We start from the raw sequence: 15,784 nt of genomic DNA, 5'->3' as shown, positions 1-15,784 counted from the left end.
TTCGGGAGCCCCATGTCCGCCAGCGAGATGCGCAGGACCATCATCGACCTCGAGCGCCGCCTGGAGCGCGAGCAGGTCCAGCAGGATGCACTGAGGCGGGTGGCCCTGAGGGCACTGGCGGTGGTCAGCGCCCGCGTGCCGGCACTGGATGGCGCGGTTCAGGACCTGTCCCGCGCGGTGGAGTCCAGCCCGCCCGACTCTGCCTGGATGGATCGGCTGGGTGCACAGCTGGCCGACGCGGTCCGCAGCTCCGATCACCACGAGGACCTGGCCAGCGCTGTGCTCGAGGTCGTGCGCCGCGGACTGAACGGGTTCGATTTCCTGGACCCCGGCCTGGATGACCTGCATCGCGCGACCGAACGGCGCGACCGCTCGGAGATCGAACGAACGCTTTCTCAGCTCTTCCGGGTACTGCACGACAAGTGCGAGCGCGCCATGCACGAGCGCGACGAGCTGTCGGACGTCGTGGGCGAGATCTGGCATCGCCTGGAAGACGTCGACTCGGCCCTGTCGGAAGACGAGAAACGCAGCGAACGTACACGCGCCTCGGTTGCCACCCTGCACGATGGCATCTCGGACAATGTCCGGGCCATGAAGGGCCGCATGGACGACCTGGAGGACATCGCCACCCTGCGCCAGGAGATCAGCCGGGGTCTGGATCGCGTGGTCGAACATGTGGCGGCTTTTCGCAATCAGCAGGAGAACGATCTGCTCGAGGCCCTGGAGCGCAACCGCCTGCTGCGAGCGAAGGGCCGTACGCTGGAGTCGCAGGTCAGTGCCCTGCGCAAGCGGCTGGATCAGGCGCGGGCGGAGGCCTACCGCGACAGCCTGACCGGGCTGCCCAATCGCACGGCTTTCGAGCGCTACCTCGATGGCCTGCGGGAGGACCTGGGGGCGGAACAACCGGCCTGCCTGCTGGTCTGGGACATCGACCGCTTCAAGGCGATCAACGACGAATACGGCCACAGTGCCGGCGACAAGGTGCTGAAGGCCGTCGCAGAGATCCTGGCCGAGGGCGTGCGCAGCGAGGACTTCGTTGCGCGCTACGGGGGCGAGGAATTCGTGATGATCCTCACCTCCGACCCGGACACCTGCCAGCGCCGTGCCGATTCGATCCGCGAGGCCGTGGATCGCCTGATCGTACGGGCCGGCAAGACGCGGCTGCGCGTGACCATTTCGGCGGGCATGTGCCCGATCGCGGCCGGACAGTCCACCGCGGCCATCTTCGACGCCGCGGATCACGCCCTGCTACAGGCGAAGAAGCTCGGGCGCGATCGCGTGGAGCGGGCCGACCGCGAGCCACACCCTTCCTGATCCCCCGGGAGAATTTCCCTGATAGGAGGCCGTTGTGATTGCCGAGCCATCCCCCCAGCTGATCTTTGGCGAGGTCCTGTTCGATGTCTTTCCCGATGGACAGCGCGTCCTGGGCGGAGCGCCGTTCAATGTCGCCTGGAACCTGCATCAGCTCGGGGAGCCGGTCTGTTTCGTCGGCGGCATAGGCAACGACCCAGCGGGCGCCGCGGTGCAGGCCCGCATGGATGCGATCGGCATGGACGCCCGCGGGCTGTATCGGCACCCCGAAGCCCCGACCGGCGAAGTCCGGGTCGAACTCGCCCGCGGCGAGCCCAGCTACACCATCGTGCCGGACCAGGCCTACGACGACGTACCCGCAGCCTGGGCCGATGCGCTGCCCGCCTCCACGCCACTGCTCTACCACGGCACACTGGCCCTGCGCCGGGGGAATCACGACCTGCTGGCACGCCTGCGCGAACGCGCCGGGCACCGCTTCGTGGACGTGAACCTGCGCGACCCCTGGTATACGCGAGACACGACGCTGGACCTGATACGGGACGCCGACGTGGTGAAGCTGAACCAGGACGAGCTGGCCACCCTGGTCCCCGGGGCTGCGGACGACGAGGCGGAGACCGCCCTGCTCGAGCAGGCGGGCATCCGTCAGGCCCTGGTCGTCACCGCCGGGGCCGGCGGGGCGATCATTCGTACCGTCAACGGCGAGCGCTTTGCGGCCCCGGCCCCGCCGGTACCCGAGCTGCGCGATGCGGTCGGGGCCGGCGATGCCTTTGCCAGTGTCGTCCTGCTCGGCATGCGACAGGACTGGGGTTGGCCGACCACCCTCGAACGCGCGCTGGCGTTCGCGGCGGCGGTCTGCACCCTGCAGGGCGCCACCAGCGACGACCCCGGCTTTTACCAGGACGCCCGCAGCCGCTGGGATTGAGCGCGGACAAGGCCTGGCAACCTCTTTCGAGGTGGCCGTTGGCTGAACCGCCAGCCCATATCGACGGTTGCCGGGAATGCAAGTGACGGGGCTTGAGCCCTCCCACGCCTCGCGTAGCCGGGCACATATAAAATGGCCTTTCAGCCAGCAAAGAAAAGGGCCAGCACGATGGCTGGCCCGAAATAAAGACCCGTGTGAGGGGGTCTGGCTTCCCTGCGAGGAGGTTTGTTCAGTCGCGCGCGCTGGGTACGGCGACCTCGTAGCCGTTGCTGAGTGCGTTCAGGAAGACCTCGATGTCGTTGTAGGCGTCGGCCCCCAGCTCCAGGGGCTGCGTTCCCGAATTGCGATTGCACTCGGTGAAACGCACCTGAAGGGATTGCAGTTCATCCTTGGTGCGGTAGGTGGGCCAGTGGGAGGCATCACCGTAGTGGGTGGTCAGCGCCTGCCCGCGTAGACGCTCACCGGCTGTTGTCGTATGGCAGCTTGCACACGCCATGTTCATCCGTCCGGTGCGTAGATGAAAGCGCTCCTGACCTCGCTCGTAGGCCTCCTTGAGCTCGCCTTCGCTGACGTCGATACGAATGGGCATGTCGTTGCTGTAGGTCGAGACATAAACCGAGATCGCGGAATTGTCGTAGCTGCCATGCTTGAGCGTCTTGCCCTGCTCGGCGGCGCAGTGCTCGATCATCATCTCGAGGTTCATGATCCGGTCCAGTTCTTCGTTGAACTGCGGGTAATGGTTGGCCCGCAGGCCGGTGAGGTCGCCGTCCTCTGCTCCGAGACAGGCTGCGAAGTCGCCGTTGCCGTTGAGTTCCGCGAACAGGTCGGCACCACGGTCTTCGGCCAGATGCCCTCCGTGGAAGGACTGGTCAAACGGCGGATCCATGAATTTCCAGTTGGTCTTCCACTGCTCGCTTTCGGACGAGACCATGTCGGGATCAACTGCCCCGCGGTCCTTCCAGTACGTGTAGGTCCCGGTGTGATCGTCCGACACATGCGGCTCATCGCCATAGTCCAGCATGGGCTGGTATTCGCGGTATACGGTTTCGTCGGCGATAGCCTGAACGATCCATGCCCCGGAGAGGGCGAGGGTCAGCGCCGCTGCACTAACGACCGCAATCTGTTTTTGTTTCATTCTGAGTTCCTCCGATGCCGGATTACTTGAGGGTGGCCATAAACGCCATCACGTCATGGATTTCCTGTTCGGTGAGGTTCTTGAAGGCACCGAACGGCGGCATCAGCGTTCCCTCGAAGAAAACGCGCGCGTCGTAGAGCATCTGGTAGGTATACTCGTCAGGCAGGCCGCGGGCGGCGTAATCCGCCAATGACGGTCCGACCGACCCGGTCTGAGCGACGCCTTCAACGTGATGGCAGGCTACGCAGTTGCCCTCGGCGGTCGTCTTGAAGATCTCCTCGCCACGCTCCGAATCTCCGTCCACCGGGCCCTCGAACTCGACCTCGGTCGGCTCCGGCACACCGCGGTGATCGTCATAGCTGAGGGTCAGCCACTGGCGCAGATCACGCCCGTGCTCCCGCAGTTCATAGGTCCCGGCGTTTTCGGTCGGGTAGGGCCAGGCCGTTTTTACGTCAAAGCCCTCATCGATCAGTGCATTGCCCGGAAGTCCCGCAATCGAGTCTGGCGAATCGGCTACGGCGAATGGCACGGCCAGCATTGTCAGACTGCCGGCCAGAAACAGCGCGCTCCTCATCATGGTGGGTTTCTCCTGTTGTTTTTGGTTTCGTCTGGGCCCGCATGACGCACGGACGCGGCGCCCGGCCCAGCGTCCCCATTGCAGGGCGCGTGCCAATCAACGAAATCCAGTGAGAATGCGGTCGGAAGAGGAAAGCGCGGACGGCATTCGGGGCGTTTAGCCCGTGCCCATGGTGGGCGCCTGGGGCAAAATGCCCCATAGGCGGGGCGCCATCCGTACGGTGGCCCACCCATCACATACGCAAGAGATTCCAGACCCGAAAGCCCGGGTCCGCACAATCTCAGAGCGGTGGTTCGAACGGGTCCTTCGGGGAAACGCCACGCCGATCGTCCTTCCACGCGGCGAGCTTGCGCAGCAGGGTCTTGTAGTCGATGCCCAGCACCCGGGCGGCTTGGGCCTTGTTGTTGCCGGTCTCGCGGAGCACCGCCTCGATGTAGCGGCGCTCGACGGCGGCCAGCGTTGCACCCGTATCGCCGGGGTCGGGCAGACCGGGCTCCGCGCCGGCCCGCCAGCCCCCGCCGCCAATGGCATCGGGAAACACGCCCAGCGGCAGGCTGGTCAGCCCGTCGGGGCACAGGATCACGGCCTGTTCGATGAAGTTCTCCAGTTCCCGGACATTGCCCGGCCACTCATAGCCGAGCAGGGCGCTGATGGCCTCCGGGGCAAGGCGCCGCACTACCGGTCGTCCGTGGGTGCGGGCATAGCGCTGCACGAAGCTCTCGGCCAGCTCGGGGATGTCTTCCGTGCGATCCCGCAGTGGCGGCAGCTGCACGCCGAGGACATTGATCCGGTGGAACAGGTCGCGCCGGAAGGTGCCCTCCTCGACCGCCTGTTCCAGCGGCTGGTTGGTGGCGGTAACCAGCCGGAAATCCAGTGGGCGATCCTCGGTGCAGCCGAGCGCACGCACGCTGCGGTTCTGGAGGGTCCGTAACAGCTTGGCCTGAAGGCCCAGGGGCATGGCGTTGATTTCGTCGAGGAACAGTACGCCGCCGGAGGCCTCGACCAGCAACCCCGGATGATCGCGGTCGGCCCCGGTGAATGCGCCGCGTCGATAGCCAAACAACTCTGCCTCGGCCAGGTCCTGGGGAATCGCGGCCACATTAATCGCGACGAAGGGCCCGCGACCTGCATGTAACGCCTGCGCCACGAGTTCCTTGCCGGTCCCGCTCTCGCCTTCAATCACGACATTGGCCTGGGTGTCGCGGACTTTGAGGATCCATTCGCGCAAGCGCTGCATGATCGGGCTGGAACCGCGCAACGCACTCAGGCAGGGGTCGCAGGACTGGGCCGAGCGGGTGGCGCGGTCAGCACGCAGTCGCAAGTCATGGGTGCGCTGCACCTTTGCCAGCATCAGCTCGATGTTCTCGGGCCGAAACGGTTTCGGGAGAAAGTCGAAGGCACCCATGCGCACGGCTTCGACCGCGTTTTCCAGGCTGGCATAGGCACTGATAACGACCACCGGGAGGTCGGGGTCGCGCTCCTTGACGGTCTGGATCACGTCGAAGCCATCGCGACCCGGCATCATGAGATCGGTCAGGACCAGATCCGGCTCCACCTCCGCCAGCGAGTCCTCGAGATCAGACGCATCGCTGTTCAGCGTCACCTCGTAGCGCCCGCTGTCCTTGATCGCCCAGCTCAGCATGCGGGCTACATCGGGCTCGTCCTCGAGTACCAGCACCCGGATCGGCCTGTCCGTATCCCCATGATGGATGGGCGCTGCGGACGTTGATTCCTTGAAAAGATTGGGCGGGGATTCAGGCATCGGGGTTCCGGGTTGGGTTGGACGTGCGACTGGGAAACGGTGTAGAACAAAAGTCCAAGCTTGAAAAGAGTCTATGCATGAATCGTCGCGTGTTCATCCGCAATGCGGCTGCCGTAGCCGTACTCGGGCCGCTGCTGGGACATGGCATCGCGCGCGCGCTGAGTCCCGAAACCGCCGACTGGCAGGCCGGACTGGCTCAGGGCGGATGCAATTGCGCCGGCTCGCAGGGCGCGCCCCAGCCTGTCGATCATCGCACGGATCGCGAGCTGGTCTACCAGGGTACCCATCTCCTGACCTACGGCGCGTTCCGCGAACTGGCCGAGCACTATCGCGACGACACCGGTCGTCCGTTCGTGGTCTACGGCGGCGGATGCGATGATGGCATCGGGGCGGTTCAGCACCGTACGGCCCACCTGGGCGGGCTCTGCTGCCCGGTGGAAGAGACAAGGGCTCGCGATTTCTTCCACTTGCTGGTCGCCCGGGACCTGAAGGTCGTGGTAACGCACCCCAAAGTCGGGATCGACGGGCTATCGATGGATGACTTGAAGGCGATCATGGGGGGCCGCATTCGACGCTGGTCGGAAGTGGGCGGGCCGGACCGCCCAATCGCGGTTCTCTACCGCGATCACTGTCCGGACTACCGCGAGCCGGTTCGTGACGTTCTGTTCGATAACGCACAGCAGTGGTCCCCCCGTGGCATGAGTATCGACACCGACGAGCACCTGACCGACACCCTGGCGCGCTTCGAGTCCTCGATCGCGGTGGTGAGCTGGGTGTTCGCGGCCGATCGCGTCGAGCGCGGGGAACTCCGCAGCCTGAAAATCGATGGTGTGGACCCGTCCGCGGCCGCAGTTCAGGCTGGCGACTACCCCCTGTATGGGCCGCTGGCGGTAGTGTCGGATCGGTGGCAGGAAGCGGTGATGCGCCCGTTCTTCGACTACCTGTACAGCCCTGCCGGGCAGTCCGTCGTCGCCCGCAGGCTGATTCCGGTATCCGCACAAGAGGCTGGGTATCGCCTTCCGCAACCGATCTGACTCCATGAGTCAAGCTTGCGTCAGTGAGCGAGCCGCCTGGTGACGCAATACGAGATTCAGACAACGCAGGGCCTGCCCGGCAAGCACCCGGGCGGTGAGGACTGACTATGGCGGAAGGCGTCATTCGCGGCCGATGGTCGATGATCACTGGCGGCAAAGGCGGCCGGCCCACACGCCGGCGATCGCTGCTGATCCGCGTGATCCTGGGGGTCATTACGGTCACCGCGATCATCCACAGCGCCCTGTTCCTGGGCATTGATCAGGTCGTGAGCCGCCAGTTTGATGACCTGCACCAGGAACGGCTTGACCGACTGGCGGATCAAGTCGATGGACGCATCCAGGAAGAACTCCGGCGCCTATCCAGCCTGACCGGACTGTTGGCCCGAGACGCCGACCTGATCAACAGCACCTACTATCACCTCTATCTGGAAGGTGAACGGCATCACCCGGCGGCAGCAGTAAGCCGGCAGGCCGATGCATTCGAGCTCAAGCGCGTAGCCCTCTGGGCGGCGAGCGACAAGCGCGAGATCGCGTCCAGCCGCCCCTCCGACTCCACGGCCTTCGTTCCACATGCCGACGGCGCGGGTGCCTCCGTGGTGTTCGAGGAAGGCGCATTCTGGCTCGTCGCCCAGGCCCCGATCGAACACAATAACGTGGATATCGCCTGGCTGGTAACGGCCACCCCGCTTGAGGAACTGGTGACCTCCCTGCGCGAAACGCACTCGGCACGCATCGATCGTGCCGCTGGTACTTCGGTGGGGTCCGATACCCGGCGGATCGAACTGACCGGCGATCCGGATCCCTCGCAAGCAGCCCTGGACGTCCGGGCGCCGGATACGGTTGCGCGCGCGCTCGACGAGGTCAAGACCCTGCTCACGATCACCCTGGCGATAGCTGCCGTCCTGCTGGCCTTTGCGCTGGTGGTGGTACTGCGTATCCAGCTGCGCCCGGTCGGGGCACTTGTCGAGCATCTGGGGCGCATCGCCCGCGGGGAGTTTGGCTATCAGGCACCGTTGCCACGGCGCTCCGGCGAGTTCTCCCGCCTGGTGCAAGCCTTCAACGAGATGTCTCAGGACCTGGCTCGTCTGCGCGACGTTGAGCGCCGCATGCAGCATCAGGAGCAGCTTTCCGCGATCGGACGAGTGGCCGCCCGGGTGGCGCACGACATCAACAACCCACTGACCGTGATCAGCAGTGTAACGGCGACCCTGCAGCGCGACGGTACGCTGAGCGAGCAACAGCGCGAAATGGTCGACATGATTGACCATCACACCGAACGCTGCTCGCGCACGGTCCAGGAACTGCTGGAATACGGGCGGCCCGTCACCCCCCGGCTCCAGCAGGTCGACCTGCATGCCCTGGTCGCAGGGATCGTGACGCGCCAGGCCCGACGCTGGCAGATCCCCATTGACCTCGAGCCCGAGGCGGTTGGTGCCCAGACAACCGTGGAACTGGATCCGGTCTTGACCGAGCAAATGCTGGACAACCTCATTGACAACGCCGCCCAGGCGTCGCCGGAAGGCTCCATTCGCGTGCGGATCGCAGAAACGCCCGACGATTGCCGGATCGAGGTCCTAGACGACGGCCCCGGGTTCGCCAGTAACGAACGCGAGCAGGTGTTCGAGCCGTTCTTCACCACGAAGCAGGGTGGAACGGGCCTGGGGCTGGCCAGCGTGCTGCGGGTGGTCCGCGCGCACAATGGGGATATCGAGCTGGGTCCGGGGCCTGGGGGACAGGTGAGGATTCGGCTGCCTCTGCGCCAGGAACGGGGTACGCAACAGGGGCCACACCCGATGATCGACGCCTGAGCCACGTTCAGCGATTCCTCGGCGGCCGAAGACGCGGGAAAAGAAGGGGTGCCGGAAAGGCCTTTCCGGCACCCCATTCTTGCGCAGGCTGCGGGAGCCGGGCGCTACCGAGGCAGCTCCTCGAAGACGTTAGTCCAGACATTCAGGACCTGGCCGCCACCCGAGCGACCCCCCGTCTCGATCTCGCGGACCACTTCAAAGGTCTCCATATCGACCTTGTGAAGATTGCCGTCCCCCGCGTTGGAGACATAGCCGTAGCGACCGTCTTCGGTGAAGGCGACATGTCCCATGCGCCCTTCCCCAATGGTCAGGTCCGCCACCGTGCGCATCTCCTCGAGGTCAATGACGGTGATCACATTGTTGCCGTAGTTGGTCACAACAACGTGACGGCCATCGGGGCTATTGTAGGAATGTCCCACGCCATTGCTCGCGGTGGTCACCCGGTGGACGAGCTCCTTGCTTTCCGCGTCGAAGAACGCCACCTCGCGCCCCCTGGCGTCCCCGCCCGGGCCGCGGTTCAGGACCATGAACAGGCTGCCGTCCTGGGTGAAGTTGCCGTGGTGCGCCTCCTCGACTTCCTCGCCTGTCAGCGGCATTGACAGCCGGGTAAGCTCCGGATAACCGTCCTGGGTGAGATCGAAGATCACGACACCGGGCCCGTGCTCGTCATCGCCCTCGTGAACGAGCCAGAGTTCCTCCCCGTTCGGGCTCGGGACCGGATAATGCGGTGCGCTGGGCGAGTCCACCTTGTCGGTGCTCCAGTCCTGCGTGTCCACGATCACCATCCGGTTGTCGACACGGTCCACCGTGAAGAAGTAGCGGCTGCCTGCACTCCACGCGTTATGCATGGAGGTCACGCCATCGGGTTCACCCTGAACCTCGATGTCCAGCTTCTTCTTGATCTCGTCACTTTCCGTATCCAGGAAGGTGATGCGCAGCTTGCCATCGCTCAGCGCCCAGTGGTCGACGCCAACCATGCGGCCATCCGGACTGACCAGACCATGCTTGGGACGATTCCCGGTCGCGATGCGACCGCTGACCTCAAGCTCGTTCAGGTCGATGACCACTACATCGGTTTCGCCTTCACCGGCACAGCTGACATAGACCTTGCTGGCATCCGGCGTGGTGCTGCCCAGAGTGCCGCCGGGACAGGTCTCCAGCTTCGCCGCAACACGGTCGGTCTCGATGTCGACGATATTGGCCTCGCCGTCCCCGTGGAGGTGAATCATCACATCCGGCCAGACGGGGTCGGCCTGTGCAGTCGAAAAGGGCGCTATGGCCAGAGCGATGGCTCCGACCAGCATCCCGGGAAAGAGCGGTTTGCAGGATTGGTTGCTCATAGTATGCGTACCTCCATCGGTACTTGGACAATCGAAGCCTTTCGCTTCGTCCAGACCGATGCAGAATCCACACCAACCAGATGGACTTAATATAAATCAACAAGTTACTGATAGGAAAGGGGCGTTTTGCCACACCCCAATCAATCCCGATGGGGCATATTGCCCCATCGGGCTCGCCTGTGCTGCTGATGGGCAGGGTCGCTGATACACACCCAGAGCACGATGGCGGAACCCGGGGAACCGGGCCCGGCCTCATGATCTTCTGAGAAGAGGGAGCCCGGTCTGGTGCCTGACCATACGGGACTGGTTGCGCCCCGATCTCCGCTGGGCCCTCACAGGGAGAGGGCCTGCACACGGACGGCTGCGCGCTGGTGGTCGAACCGTCAGCTTACGGCCGCCAGCCGAACTCGTCGGCCTTCTGGCGAGCCAGCGCCGGGATGTCAGTGGCGACGAACTTCTCGTGCAGGACCTGCACCCCGATCATGTGGTTGATCACCGCGTCCAGCTGGACCTGGGTGGCCGCCGGGGTGGTCTCGTCCTCGTGGATCTCGAACACGCGGCGCACGCCTTCCGGGTCCAGCAGACCCGCCTCGGCCACCTTCTCCGGCGACAGGTAGCGGTCGGCCAGGGCCTTCATCGCTGCCCACTTGACCGGGTCGGTGTGCGCCGGCGGGGCCATGAACGCGAACTTCTCGCGCTCGTAGAGCACCTTCGGGAGCAGGCCCTTCATCGATTCGCGCAGCACGTACTTCTCGGTGCGGCCCTTGATGCGCAGGGTCGGCGGCAGGTGGGCGCAGAACTCGGCCAGGTGGTGGTCGAGAAACGGCGGGCGCGCCTCCATGGAGTTGGCCATGTCCATGCGGTCGCCACCCCAGGTCAGGATCTGGCCCTCCAGCATGGTCTTGATCCAGACGTACTGGGCCTTGTCCAGCGGATGCCGGCCATCCAGCATGTCGTCGTCCAGGGCGTTGGCGATCGCCTTGCCGGGCTGGTAGTCCTGCATGCGTTCGCGGCGCTCCGGCGCCAGCAGGCCGGGCACGTGCTCGGCTGCCGCCAGCCAGGGCTGCAGACAGGACGGCGTAAAGCCCATCATCTTCGTGAACTCGGGGTCGTCGACCTCGTCCTCGGCCAGCATCGCGCCGGAGAACAGCTCGTTGGACTCGTTCAGCATCTGCTGCCAGGCGGCGCGGTCAGCCTCCGGCAGGGTGTCCAGGCCGTGCAGGAACATGTCGCGGCGGAAGGCCGGGTAGCCACCGAACAGCTCGTCCGAGCCCTCGCCGGTCACCACCACCTTGTAGCCCGCCTCGTTCACGTGCCGGCTCATCAACAGCTTGGCCACCCCCAGCGTGTTGTAGATGGTGCGCTCGGCGTGCCACAGGGCCTCTTCGAAGTTGTCGTAGAGGTGGTCCGCATTCAGCTTCAGGATGTCCTGGTCGGCGCCGACGCTCTCGGCCATCTCGCGGGCAATCGCCGTTTCGTCGTAGTCGTCGTTGTCGAAGCCGATGGTGAAGGCCTTGACCGGCGACTGCTGGCTGGCCGAGGCCAGGCCCAGCGTGATGCAGGAGTCGATCCCGCCGGAGAGGTAGCAGGCGACCGGCACGTCGGCCTCCAGGCGCAGCTGGACGGCCTCCATCAACTGTTCCCGCACGCCCTCGATCCAGTAGTTCTCGTCGGCATCCTCCTCCGGCGGGCGCTCGGAGGCCAGCGGGAAGTCCATGTCCCAGTACTTCTCCTGGCGCACCTTCAGCTTGCCGTGGGCCCGTTCGACGATGACCATGTGGCCGGGCTTCACTTGGTGGATGCCCTCGAACGCAGTGGTGCCCGGGACCATGGTCTGCATCAGCTGGTGGTACAGGCCGTCATCGGCAAACTGGCGCGGGACGTCGGGATTGGCGAACAGCACCTTCAGCTCGGAGCCGAACACGAAGCTGCCATTGGCCTCGGTGAAATACAGCGGCTTGATGCCGAAGCGGTCGCGGATCAGCACCAGGCGATCATGCTCGCGGTCATACAGCGAGATCGCGAACTCGCCGCGGAAGTGCTTGATCGCATCCTCCAGCCCCTCGCGCCGGTACAGGTGCATGACCATCTCGGAGTCGCTCTTGGTGCGGAACTGCACGCCGCGCGAGGTCAGGTCGGTACGGATGCGCTTGTAGTCGTACAGCTCGCCGTTGACCGCGGTCATGATCGATCCGTCGGTCATACAGAACGGCTGGCGGCCGCGGTTTTCGTCCAGGTCGATGATCGACAGGCGGGCATGGGAGAAGCCCACGCCGCGGTCGTCCAGCGTCTTGTAGCCGAAGCCGTCGGGGCCGCGGTGATACTGGATCGCGGCCATGTTGACCAGGGTCTGCGGGTCCACCTTGCGGTTGGGGTCGGCGTGAAAGATTCCGGCGATGCCACACATGGCATGTCTCCTTGGTTCGATTCCGTGGGTGCGAGCGGGGCGCGGTTTACGGCGCGCCACGCCGCTCGCGGTTCAGGTTCGACTTTGGCTCAGTCTTCCGGGGTATCCATGACCGCGCTGATCCGGCGGACCACCGTGGTCAGCAGCGCCATGCGCACGAACACGGCCCCGCGGGCCTGGGCGAAGTACCAGTTGTGCGGGGTGTCGTCGAGGTCCGTGGACAGCTCGTCACCGCGTGCCAGCGGGTGCAGGATGACCGCGCCCTTCTTGAGCGGGGAGTTGCGATCCAGCTTCAGGCCCTCGCCCATGGACTCGAACGTATCCCCCACCCAGGCAATGGCGTTGATGTAGACGACGTCCAGCTCCGGCAGCAGCGGGTCCAGTTCGTGCACCACGCGCAGCTTCAGGCCGGCCTCTTCCAACTCCTCGCGCTGACCCGGGTCAAAGTTCTCGTCCTCGCGCGAGATGATCACGACCTCTTCGATTGCCTCCGGGAACAGGCTTAGCAGGCGCAGCAGCGAACGCACCGTGCGCATGCGCGAGGGCACCCCGATGATACCGACCTTGATGCGGTCCTCCGGCGCCACCGGGCCGGTGAACAGCTCCGGTCGCCACTTGGCCAGGGTGTAGACGTCCGCCAGCGCCTGGGTCGGATGCTCGTCGATCCCGTTGCCCGCGTTGACCAGCGGGATGCGCAGGTTCTCCAGCATGTTGTGCGCCGCCTCGCCATCCGAGGAGCGCAGCACCAGCACGTCGCCGTAGTTGTTGAACATCTCGGCGATGTCCGCCAGCGACTCGCCCTTGGCGATGCCGGTGCTCTTGGGGTCGGTGATCGACATCACCGCCCCGCCAAGCCGGTGCCAGGCGCTCTCGAAGGACAGCCGCGTGCGCGTGGACGGCTCGTAGAACGCACTGATCAGGATCTTGCCGGCCAGCGGCAGGTGCATCAGCGCCGGAGTGGTCTCGTACTGCGCCGCCAGACGGAACAGCTGCAGCAGTTCATCGCGCGAGAACTGCTGACTGGAAACCACATGCGCGGCCGCCAGCTTCAGGAGCGGGTCCGGGTCTTCCTCCACGGCCTCAAGGAGCGCCTTCGGGCGGTCGGTGCCGGCGGCGCCGTCTTTCGGGTGGAGCACGTGCAGGGGATCTTCGGTGTAGTTCACCAGAGGCATCCTTTTTTCCAGTCGCGAATGAACAGGGCCAGCAGCAGGATCGGGGTCAGGGTGGCGACCAGCGTGGCAACCACAACGATCACGGACAAGGCAGTCGACGAGATCATCATGCGGTCCGGACCTCCTCGGCCGCGGCGTCGCGGGACAGGCGACCCCAGTCGAACGGCCGCGGCGCCAGCCAGGTACTCAGCACCATCACGGCCAGGGAGACGGCCGCGCCCACCAGTGCCGCGACATAGAAGCCGATCAGGAAATAGCTGGCCAGCCCAATGCCCGACCCCAGTATCATCGACCAGGCCGCGCCCTGAGGGTTCGCCCGCCGCCAGTACAGCCCGGCGACGATCGGCCAGATCGCCGAGGCCACGAAGGCCCCCGTAAAGTACAGCAGTTCGGCCAGCGAGCCGATGATCGGCAGCGAGCCGCGATAGCTCGCGGCCAGCCAGGTCAGCAGACCGAGCAGCACCACGATCACCTTGGTCGCGCGGAACTGGCTCTGCTCGCTGGCCTGCGGGCGGATATGGCCGCGGTAGATATCGCGGGTGACCAGGTCCGAGGTGGCCGCCAGCAGCGAGTCGAGGCTCGAGGCCAGTGCGGCGAAGACGACGATGAAGACCACGATCGCGCCGGTCAGTCCGAGCACCTCGGCCGCGACCAGCGGCCCGACCATGTCGGCGGCGGGCACGTTGATCCCCAGTGCCGGCGTGGCCAGGGCGATGAAGCCGGCCACGATCGGGATCGGCAGCCACAGCAGCCCGCCCAGCAGGTAGGCGCGGAAGCCGACGTTGCGGCCGAACGCGAAGGCGCGCGACCACCAGACGTTGGAGTGGAAGATCTCGCCCACCCCGAACAGCAGGTTGTTGAACAGGAACATGATCGCGGCCGGGAACAACAGGCTCAGCAGTTCCGGGCGCTCTTCCATCAGGTTGAAGTGGATCGCCTCGAAACCGACCTTGTCGATGGTCAGCCAGGCGATGAACGCCGCGCCGGCGATGATGATGATGGTCTGGATGAAGTCCGTACCGATAACCGCGCGCAGACCGCCCAGCAGGGTGTAGATCACGCAGACCGTGAGGATCACGGTCATGCCCACGCGATAGTCGATGCCGGCCAGGGCATTGATCAGCACCCCGCCGGCCATCGCCATCGAGACCAGCCAGCCGAAGGCGTAGATCAGCGAGACCACCAGGAATACGCGCCAGGTGAAGGTGCCGAAGCGCAGGCGGATGAAGTCGCCGGACGTAAACCCGCGCGGCATCAGCTCGCGGATACGACGAGCCAGCGGCGCGAACAGGATCAGCCCCAGCGCCCCCAGCGAATACCCGAGCATGCCCCAGACGCCCAGCTGCAGCGCCAGCTGCGGGGCGGTCATCGTGGTGTTGGCCGTCACCCAGGTGGCCATCGCGGTCGCGGTGGCCAGCGCCAGCCCGACGTTGCGCCCGGCCAGCATGTGGTCTTCGGCGGTCTTGTTGTGACGACCCAGCCACCAGCCGAGCGCCACCCAGAGGATGCTGAATGCGATCAGCAGCCCCCAGGCGATCGAACTCGGGAGGATCGGGTCGTCGAGGCCGGTCACGAGGCCTCCTTCACCTTCTTGATCTCGCGGATCGCCTCGTCGGTGGTCATCACGCGGGCGTAGCGATCCTTGATGGTGGTGATCGTCGCCTTCTGCATCTCCGGGGTCACCGTGGCGGTGGCGTCGTCCATCAGCGTGACATAGAAACCCAGGTCACAGGCATCGCGCACGGCCGTGGATACGCACTCGTTCGAGTACACACCCACGATGAACAGTGCCGAGATGTTCAGGTTGCGCAGGATGTAGTGCAGGTTGGTCGAATTGAAGACGCCGCTGGCGGTCTTGTCCAGCACGATCTCGTCGCCCACCGGTGCGACCTGCTCGACGAACTCCGCATCCTTGGAGCCGGGCGCGGCATGCAGGTTCAGGCGCTTGTGGCCCGGGCTGCGGTCGCGCCCGTCGTGGGTCAGCGAACGGATACGCGTGTGGATGACCTCCAGCCCCTGCTCGCGGAATGCATCCTGCAGCCGGCGCACGTTCGGCAGCACCGTCTGCTCCAGGCGGTTGAAGTAGTACTCCTGCGCCTCGGGCGGCACGCCGGACTGCACCGAGTCGGCGAACACCCCATGACCGCGCGCGGCATCCAGGTACTGCAGGTCAATGCACAGCAGGGCGACGTGGTGCTCGCGCAGTTCCTGACGCAGCACCGGGGTCGTGATCAGGCTCTCCTGGTACTGCTCGCGCAGCGGGTCCAGGGAGTCGTAGTCAGTGAGCTGGGAGACGTTGTCGTTATTGGCCATGCC

The 15,784-nt window shown here is 65.4% G+C and carries 13 protein-coding genes; 4 read left to right on the top strand and 9 right to left on the bottom strand.

Annotated elements, in window-relative coordinates; all coding sequences use genetic code 11:
* Window positions 1–12: 12 nt before the first annotated feature.
* Complete coding sequence (locus C936_RS0102390; protein ID WP_018139780.1) at window positions 13–1,314, top strand: GGDEF domain-containing protein; 1,302 nt, start codon at window positions 13–15, stop codon at window positions 1,312–1,314.
* A gap of 34 nt (window positions 1,315–1,348) precedes the next feature.
* Window positions 1,349–2,233 (top strand): PfkB family carbohydrate kinase, encoded by an 885-nt coding sequence (locus C936_RS0102385; RefSeq protein WP_018649146.1) that lies wholly within the window; start codon window positions 1,349–1,351, stop codon window positions 2,231–2,233.
* A gap of 229 nt (window positions 2,234–2,462) precedes the next feature.
* On the opposite strand, the gene soxA is transcribed toward C936_RS0102385, so the two are convergent.
* The 3 genes from soxA to C936_RS0102370 form a co-directional block, all read right to left on the bottom strand.
* Entirely contained in the window at window positions 2,463–3,368 is a 906-nt protein-coding gene (gene soxA / locus C936_RS0102380) for a sulfur oxidation c-type cytochrome SoxA (protein ID WP_018649145.1), read from the bottom strand.
* Between the two features lie 22 nt (window positions 3,369–3,390).
* Window positions 3,391–3,945 (bottom strand): sulfur oxidation c-type cytochrome SoxX, encoded by a 555-nt coding sequence (gene soxX / locus C936_RS0102375; protein WP_018649144.1) that lies wholly within the window; start codon window positions 3,943–3,945, stop codon window positions 3,391–3,393.
* Window positions 3,946–4,225: 280 nt separating this feature from the next.
* Entirely contained in the window at window positions 4,226–5,623 is a 1,398-nt protein-coding gene (locus C936_RS0102370; RefSeq protein ID WP_018649143.1) for a sigma-54 dependent transcriptional regulator, read from the bottom strand.
* A 161-nt stretch (window positions 5,624–5,784) separates the two neighbouring features.
* Here C936_RS0102370 and C936_RS0102365 point away from each other — a divergent pair, with 161 nt between their 5' ends.
* A complete protein-coding gene (locus C936_RS0102365) occupies window positions 5,785–6,741 on the top strand; it encodes a substrate-binding domain-containing protein (RefSeq protein ID WP_018649142.1) in 957 nt (318 codons plus the stop codon).
* A 107-nt stretch (window positions 6,742–6,848) separates the two neighbouring features.
* Window positions 6,849–8,549: an ATP-binding protein gene (locus C936_RS0102360; RefSeq protein WP_018649141.1), complete on the top strand. Its 1,701-nt coding sequence runs from the start codon at window positions 6,849–6,851 to the stop codon at window positions 8,547–8,549.
* 104 nt (window positions 8,550–8,653) lie between these two features.
* On the opposite strand, the gene C936_RS0102355 is transcribed toward C936_RS0102360, so the two are convergent.
* The 6 genes from C936_RS0102355 to C936_RS0102330 form a co-directional block, all read right to left on the bottom strand.
* Window positions 8,654–9,889, bottom strand: a complete 1,236-nt coding sequence (locus C936_RS0102355; RefSeq protein ID WP_018649140.1) for a YncE family protein — start codon at window positions 9,887–9,889, stop codon at window positions 8,654–8,656.
* Window positions 9,890–10,277: 388 nt separating this feature from the next.
* Window positions 10,278–12,296: an asparagine synthase (glutamine-hydrolyzing) gene (gene asnB, locus C936_RS0102350; protein WP_018139778.1), complete on the bottom strand. Its 2,019-nt coding sequence runs from the start codon at window positions 12,294–12,296 to the stop codon at window positions 10,278–10,280.
* An 89-nt stretch (window positions 12,297–12,385) separates the two neighbouring features.
* A complete protein-coding gene (locus C936_RS0102345; RefSeq protein WP_012981447.1) occupies window positions 12,386–13,468 on the bottom strand; it encodes an aspartate carbamoyltransferase in 1,083 nt (360 codons plus the stop codon).
* Complete coding sequence (locus tag C936_RS15165) at window positions 13,456–13,578, bottom strand: hypothetical protein (protein ID WP_012981446.1); 123 nt, start codon at window positions 13,576–13,578, stop codon at window positions 13,456–13,458. Before C936_RS15165 ends, C936_RS0102345 begins: the two co-directional genes overlap by 13 nt.
* Entirely contained in the window at window positions 13,575–15,041 is a 1,467-nt protein-coding gene (locus C936_RS0102335; protein ID WP_018139777.1) for a sodium:solute symporter family protein, read from the bottom strand. Before C936_RS0102335 ends, C936_RS15165 begins: the two co-directional genes overlap by 4 nt.
* Entirely contained in the window at window positions 15,038–15,781 is a 744-nt protein-coding gene (locus C936_RS0102330; protein WP_012981444.1) for a cysteine hydrolase family protein, read from the bottom strand. Before C936_RS0102330 ends, C936_RS0102335 begins: the two co-directional genes overlap by 4 nt.
* Between the last annotated feature and the right edge of the window lie 3 nt (window positions 15,782–15,784).

Source organism: Thioalkalivibrio sp. ALJ4 (assembly GCF_000377225.1).
Lineage (GTDB): Bacteria > Pseudomonadota > Gammaproteobacteria > Ectothiorhodospirales > Ectothiorhodospiraceae > Thioalkalivibrio.
The sequence above is the reverse complement of the archived record's forward strand: the minus strand, read 5'-3'. Positions and strand labels throughout refer to the sequence as shown.

Bases quoted from the DNA above. Each gene is read 5' to 3' on its own strand.
- C936_RS0102390 (WP_018139780.1), top strand. From the start codon at position 13: ATGTCCGCCAGCGAGATGCGCAGGACCATCATCGACCTCGAGCGCCGC.
- soxA (WP_018649145.1), bottom strand. From the start codon at position 3,368: ATGAAACAAAAACAGATTGCGGTCGTTAGTGCAGCGGCGCTGACCCTC.
- soxX (WP_018649144.1), bottom strand. From the start codon at position 3,945: ATGATGAGGAGCGCGCTGTTTCTGGCCGGCAGTCTGACAATGCTGGCC.
- C936_RS0102365 (WP_018649142.1), top strand. From the start codon at position 5,785: ATGAATCGTCGCGTGTTCATCCGCAATGCGGCTGCCGTAGCCGTACTC.
- C936_RS0102360 (WP_018649141.1), top strand. From the start codon at position 6,849: ATGGCGGAAGGCGTCATTCGCGGCCGATGGTCGATGATCACTGGCGGC.
- C936_RS0102355 (WP_018649140.1), bottom strand. From the start codon at position 9,889: ATGAGCAACCAATCCTGCAAACCGCTCTTTCCCGGGATGCTGGTCGGA.
- asnB (WP_018139778.1), bottom strand. From the start codon at position 12,296: ATGTGTGGCATCGCCGGAATCTTTCACGCCGACCCCAACCGCAAGGTG.
- C936_RS0102345 (WP_012981447.1), bottom strand. From the start codon at position 13,468: ATGCCTCTGGTGAACTACACCGAAGATCCCCTGCACGTGCTCCACCCG.
- C936_RS15165 (WP_012981446.1), bottom strand. From the start codon at position 13,578: ATGATGATCTCGTCGACTGCCTTGTCCGTGATCGTTGTGGTTGCCACG.
- C936_RS0102330 (WP_012981444.1), bottom strand. From the start codon at position 15,781: ATGGCCAATAACGACAACGTCTCCCAGCTCACTGACTACGACTCCCTG.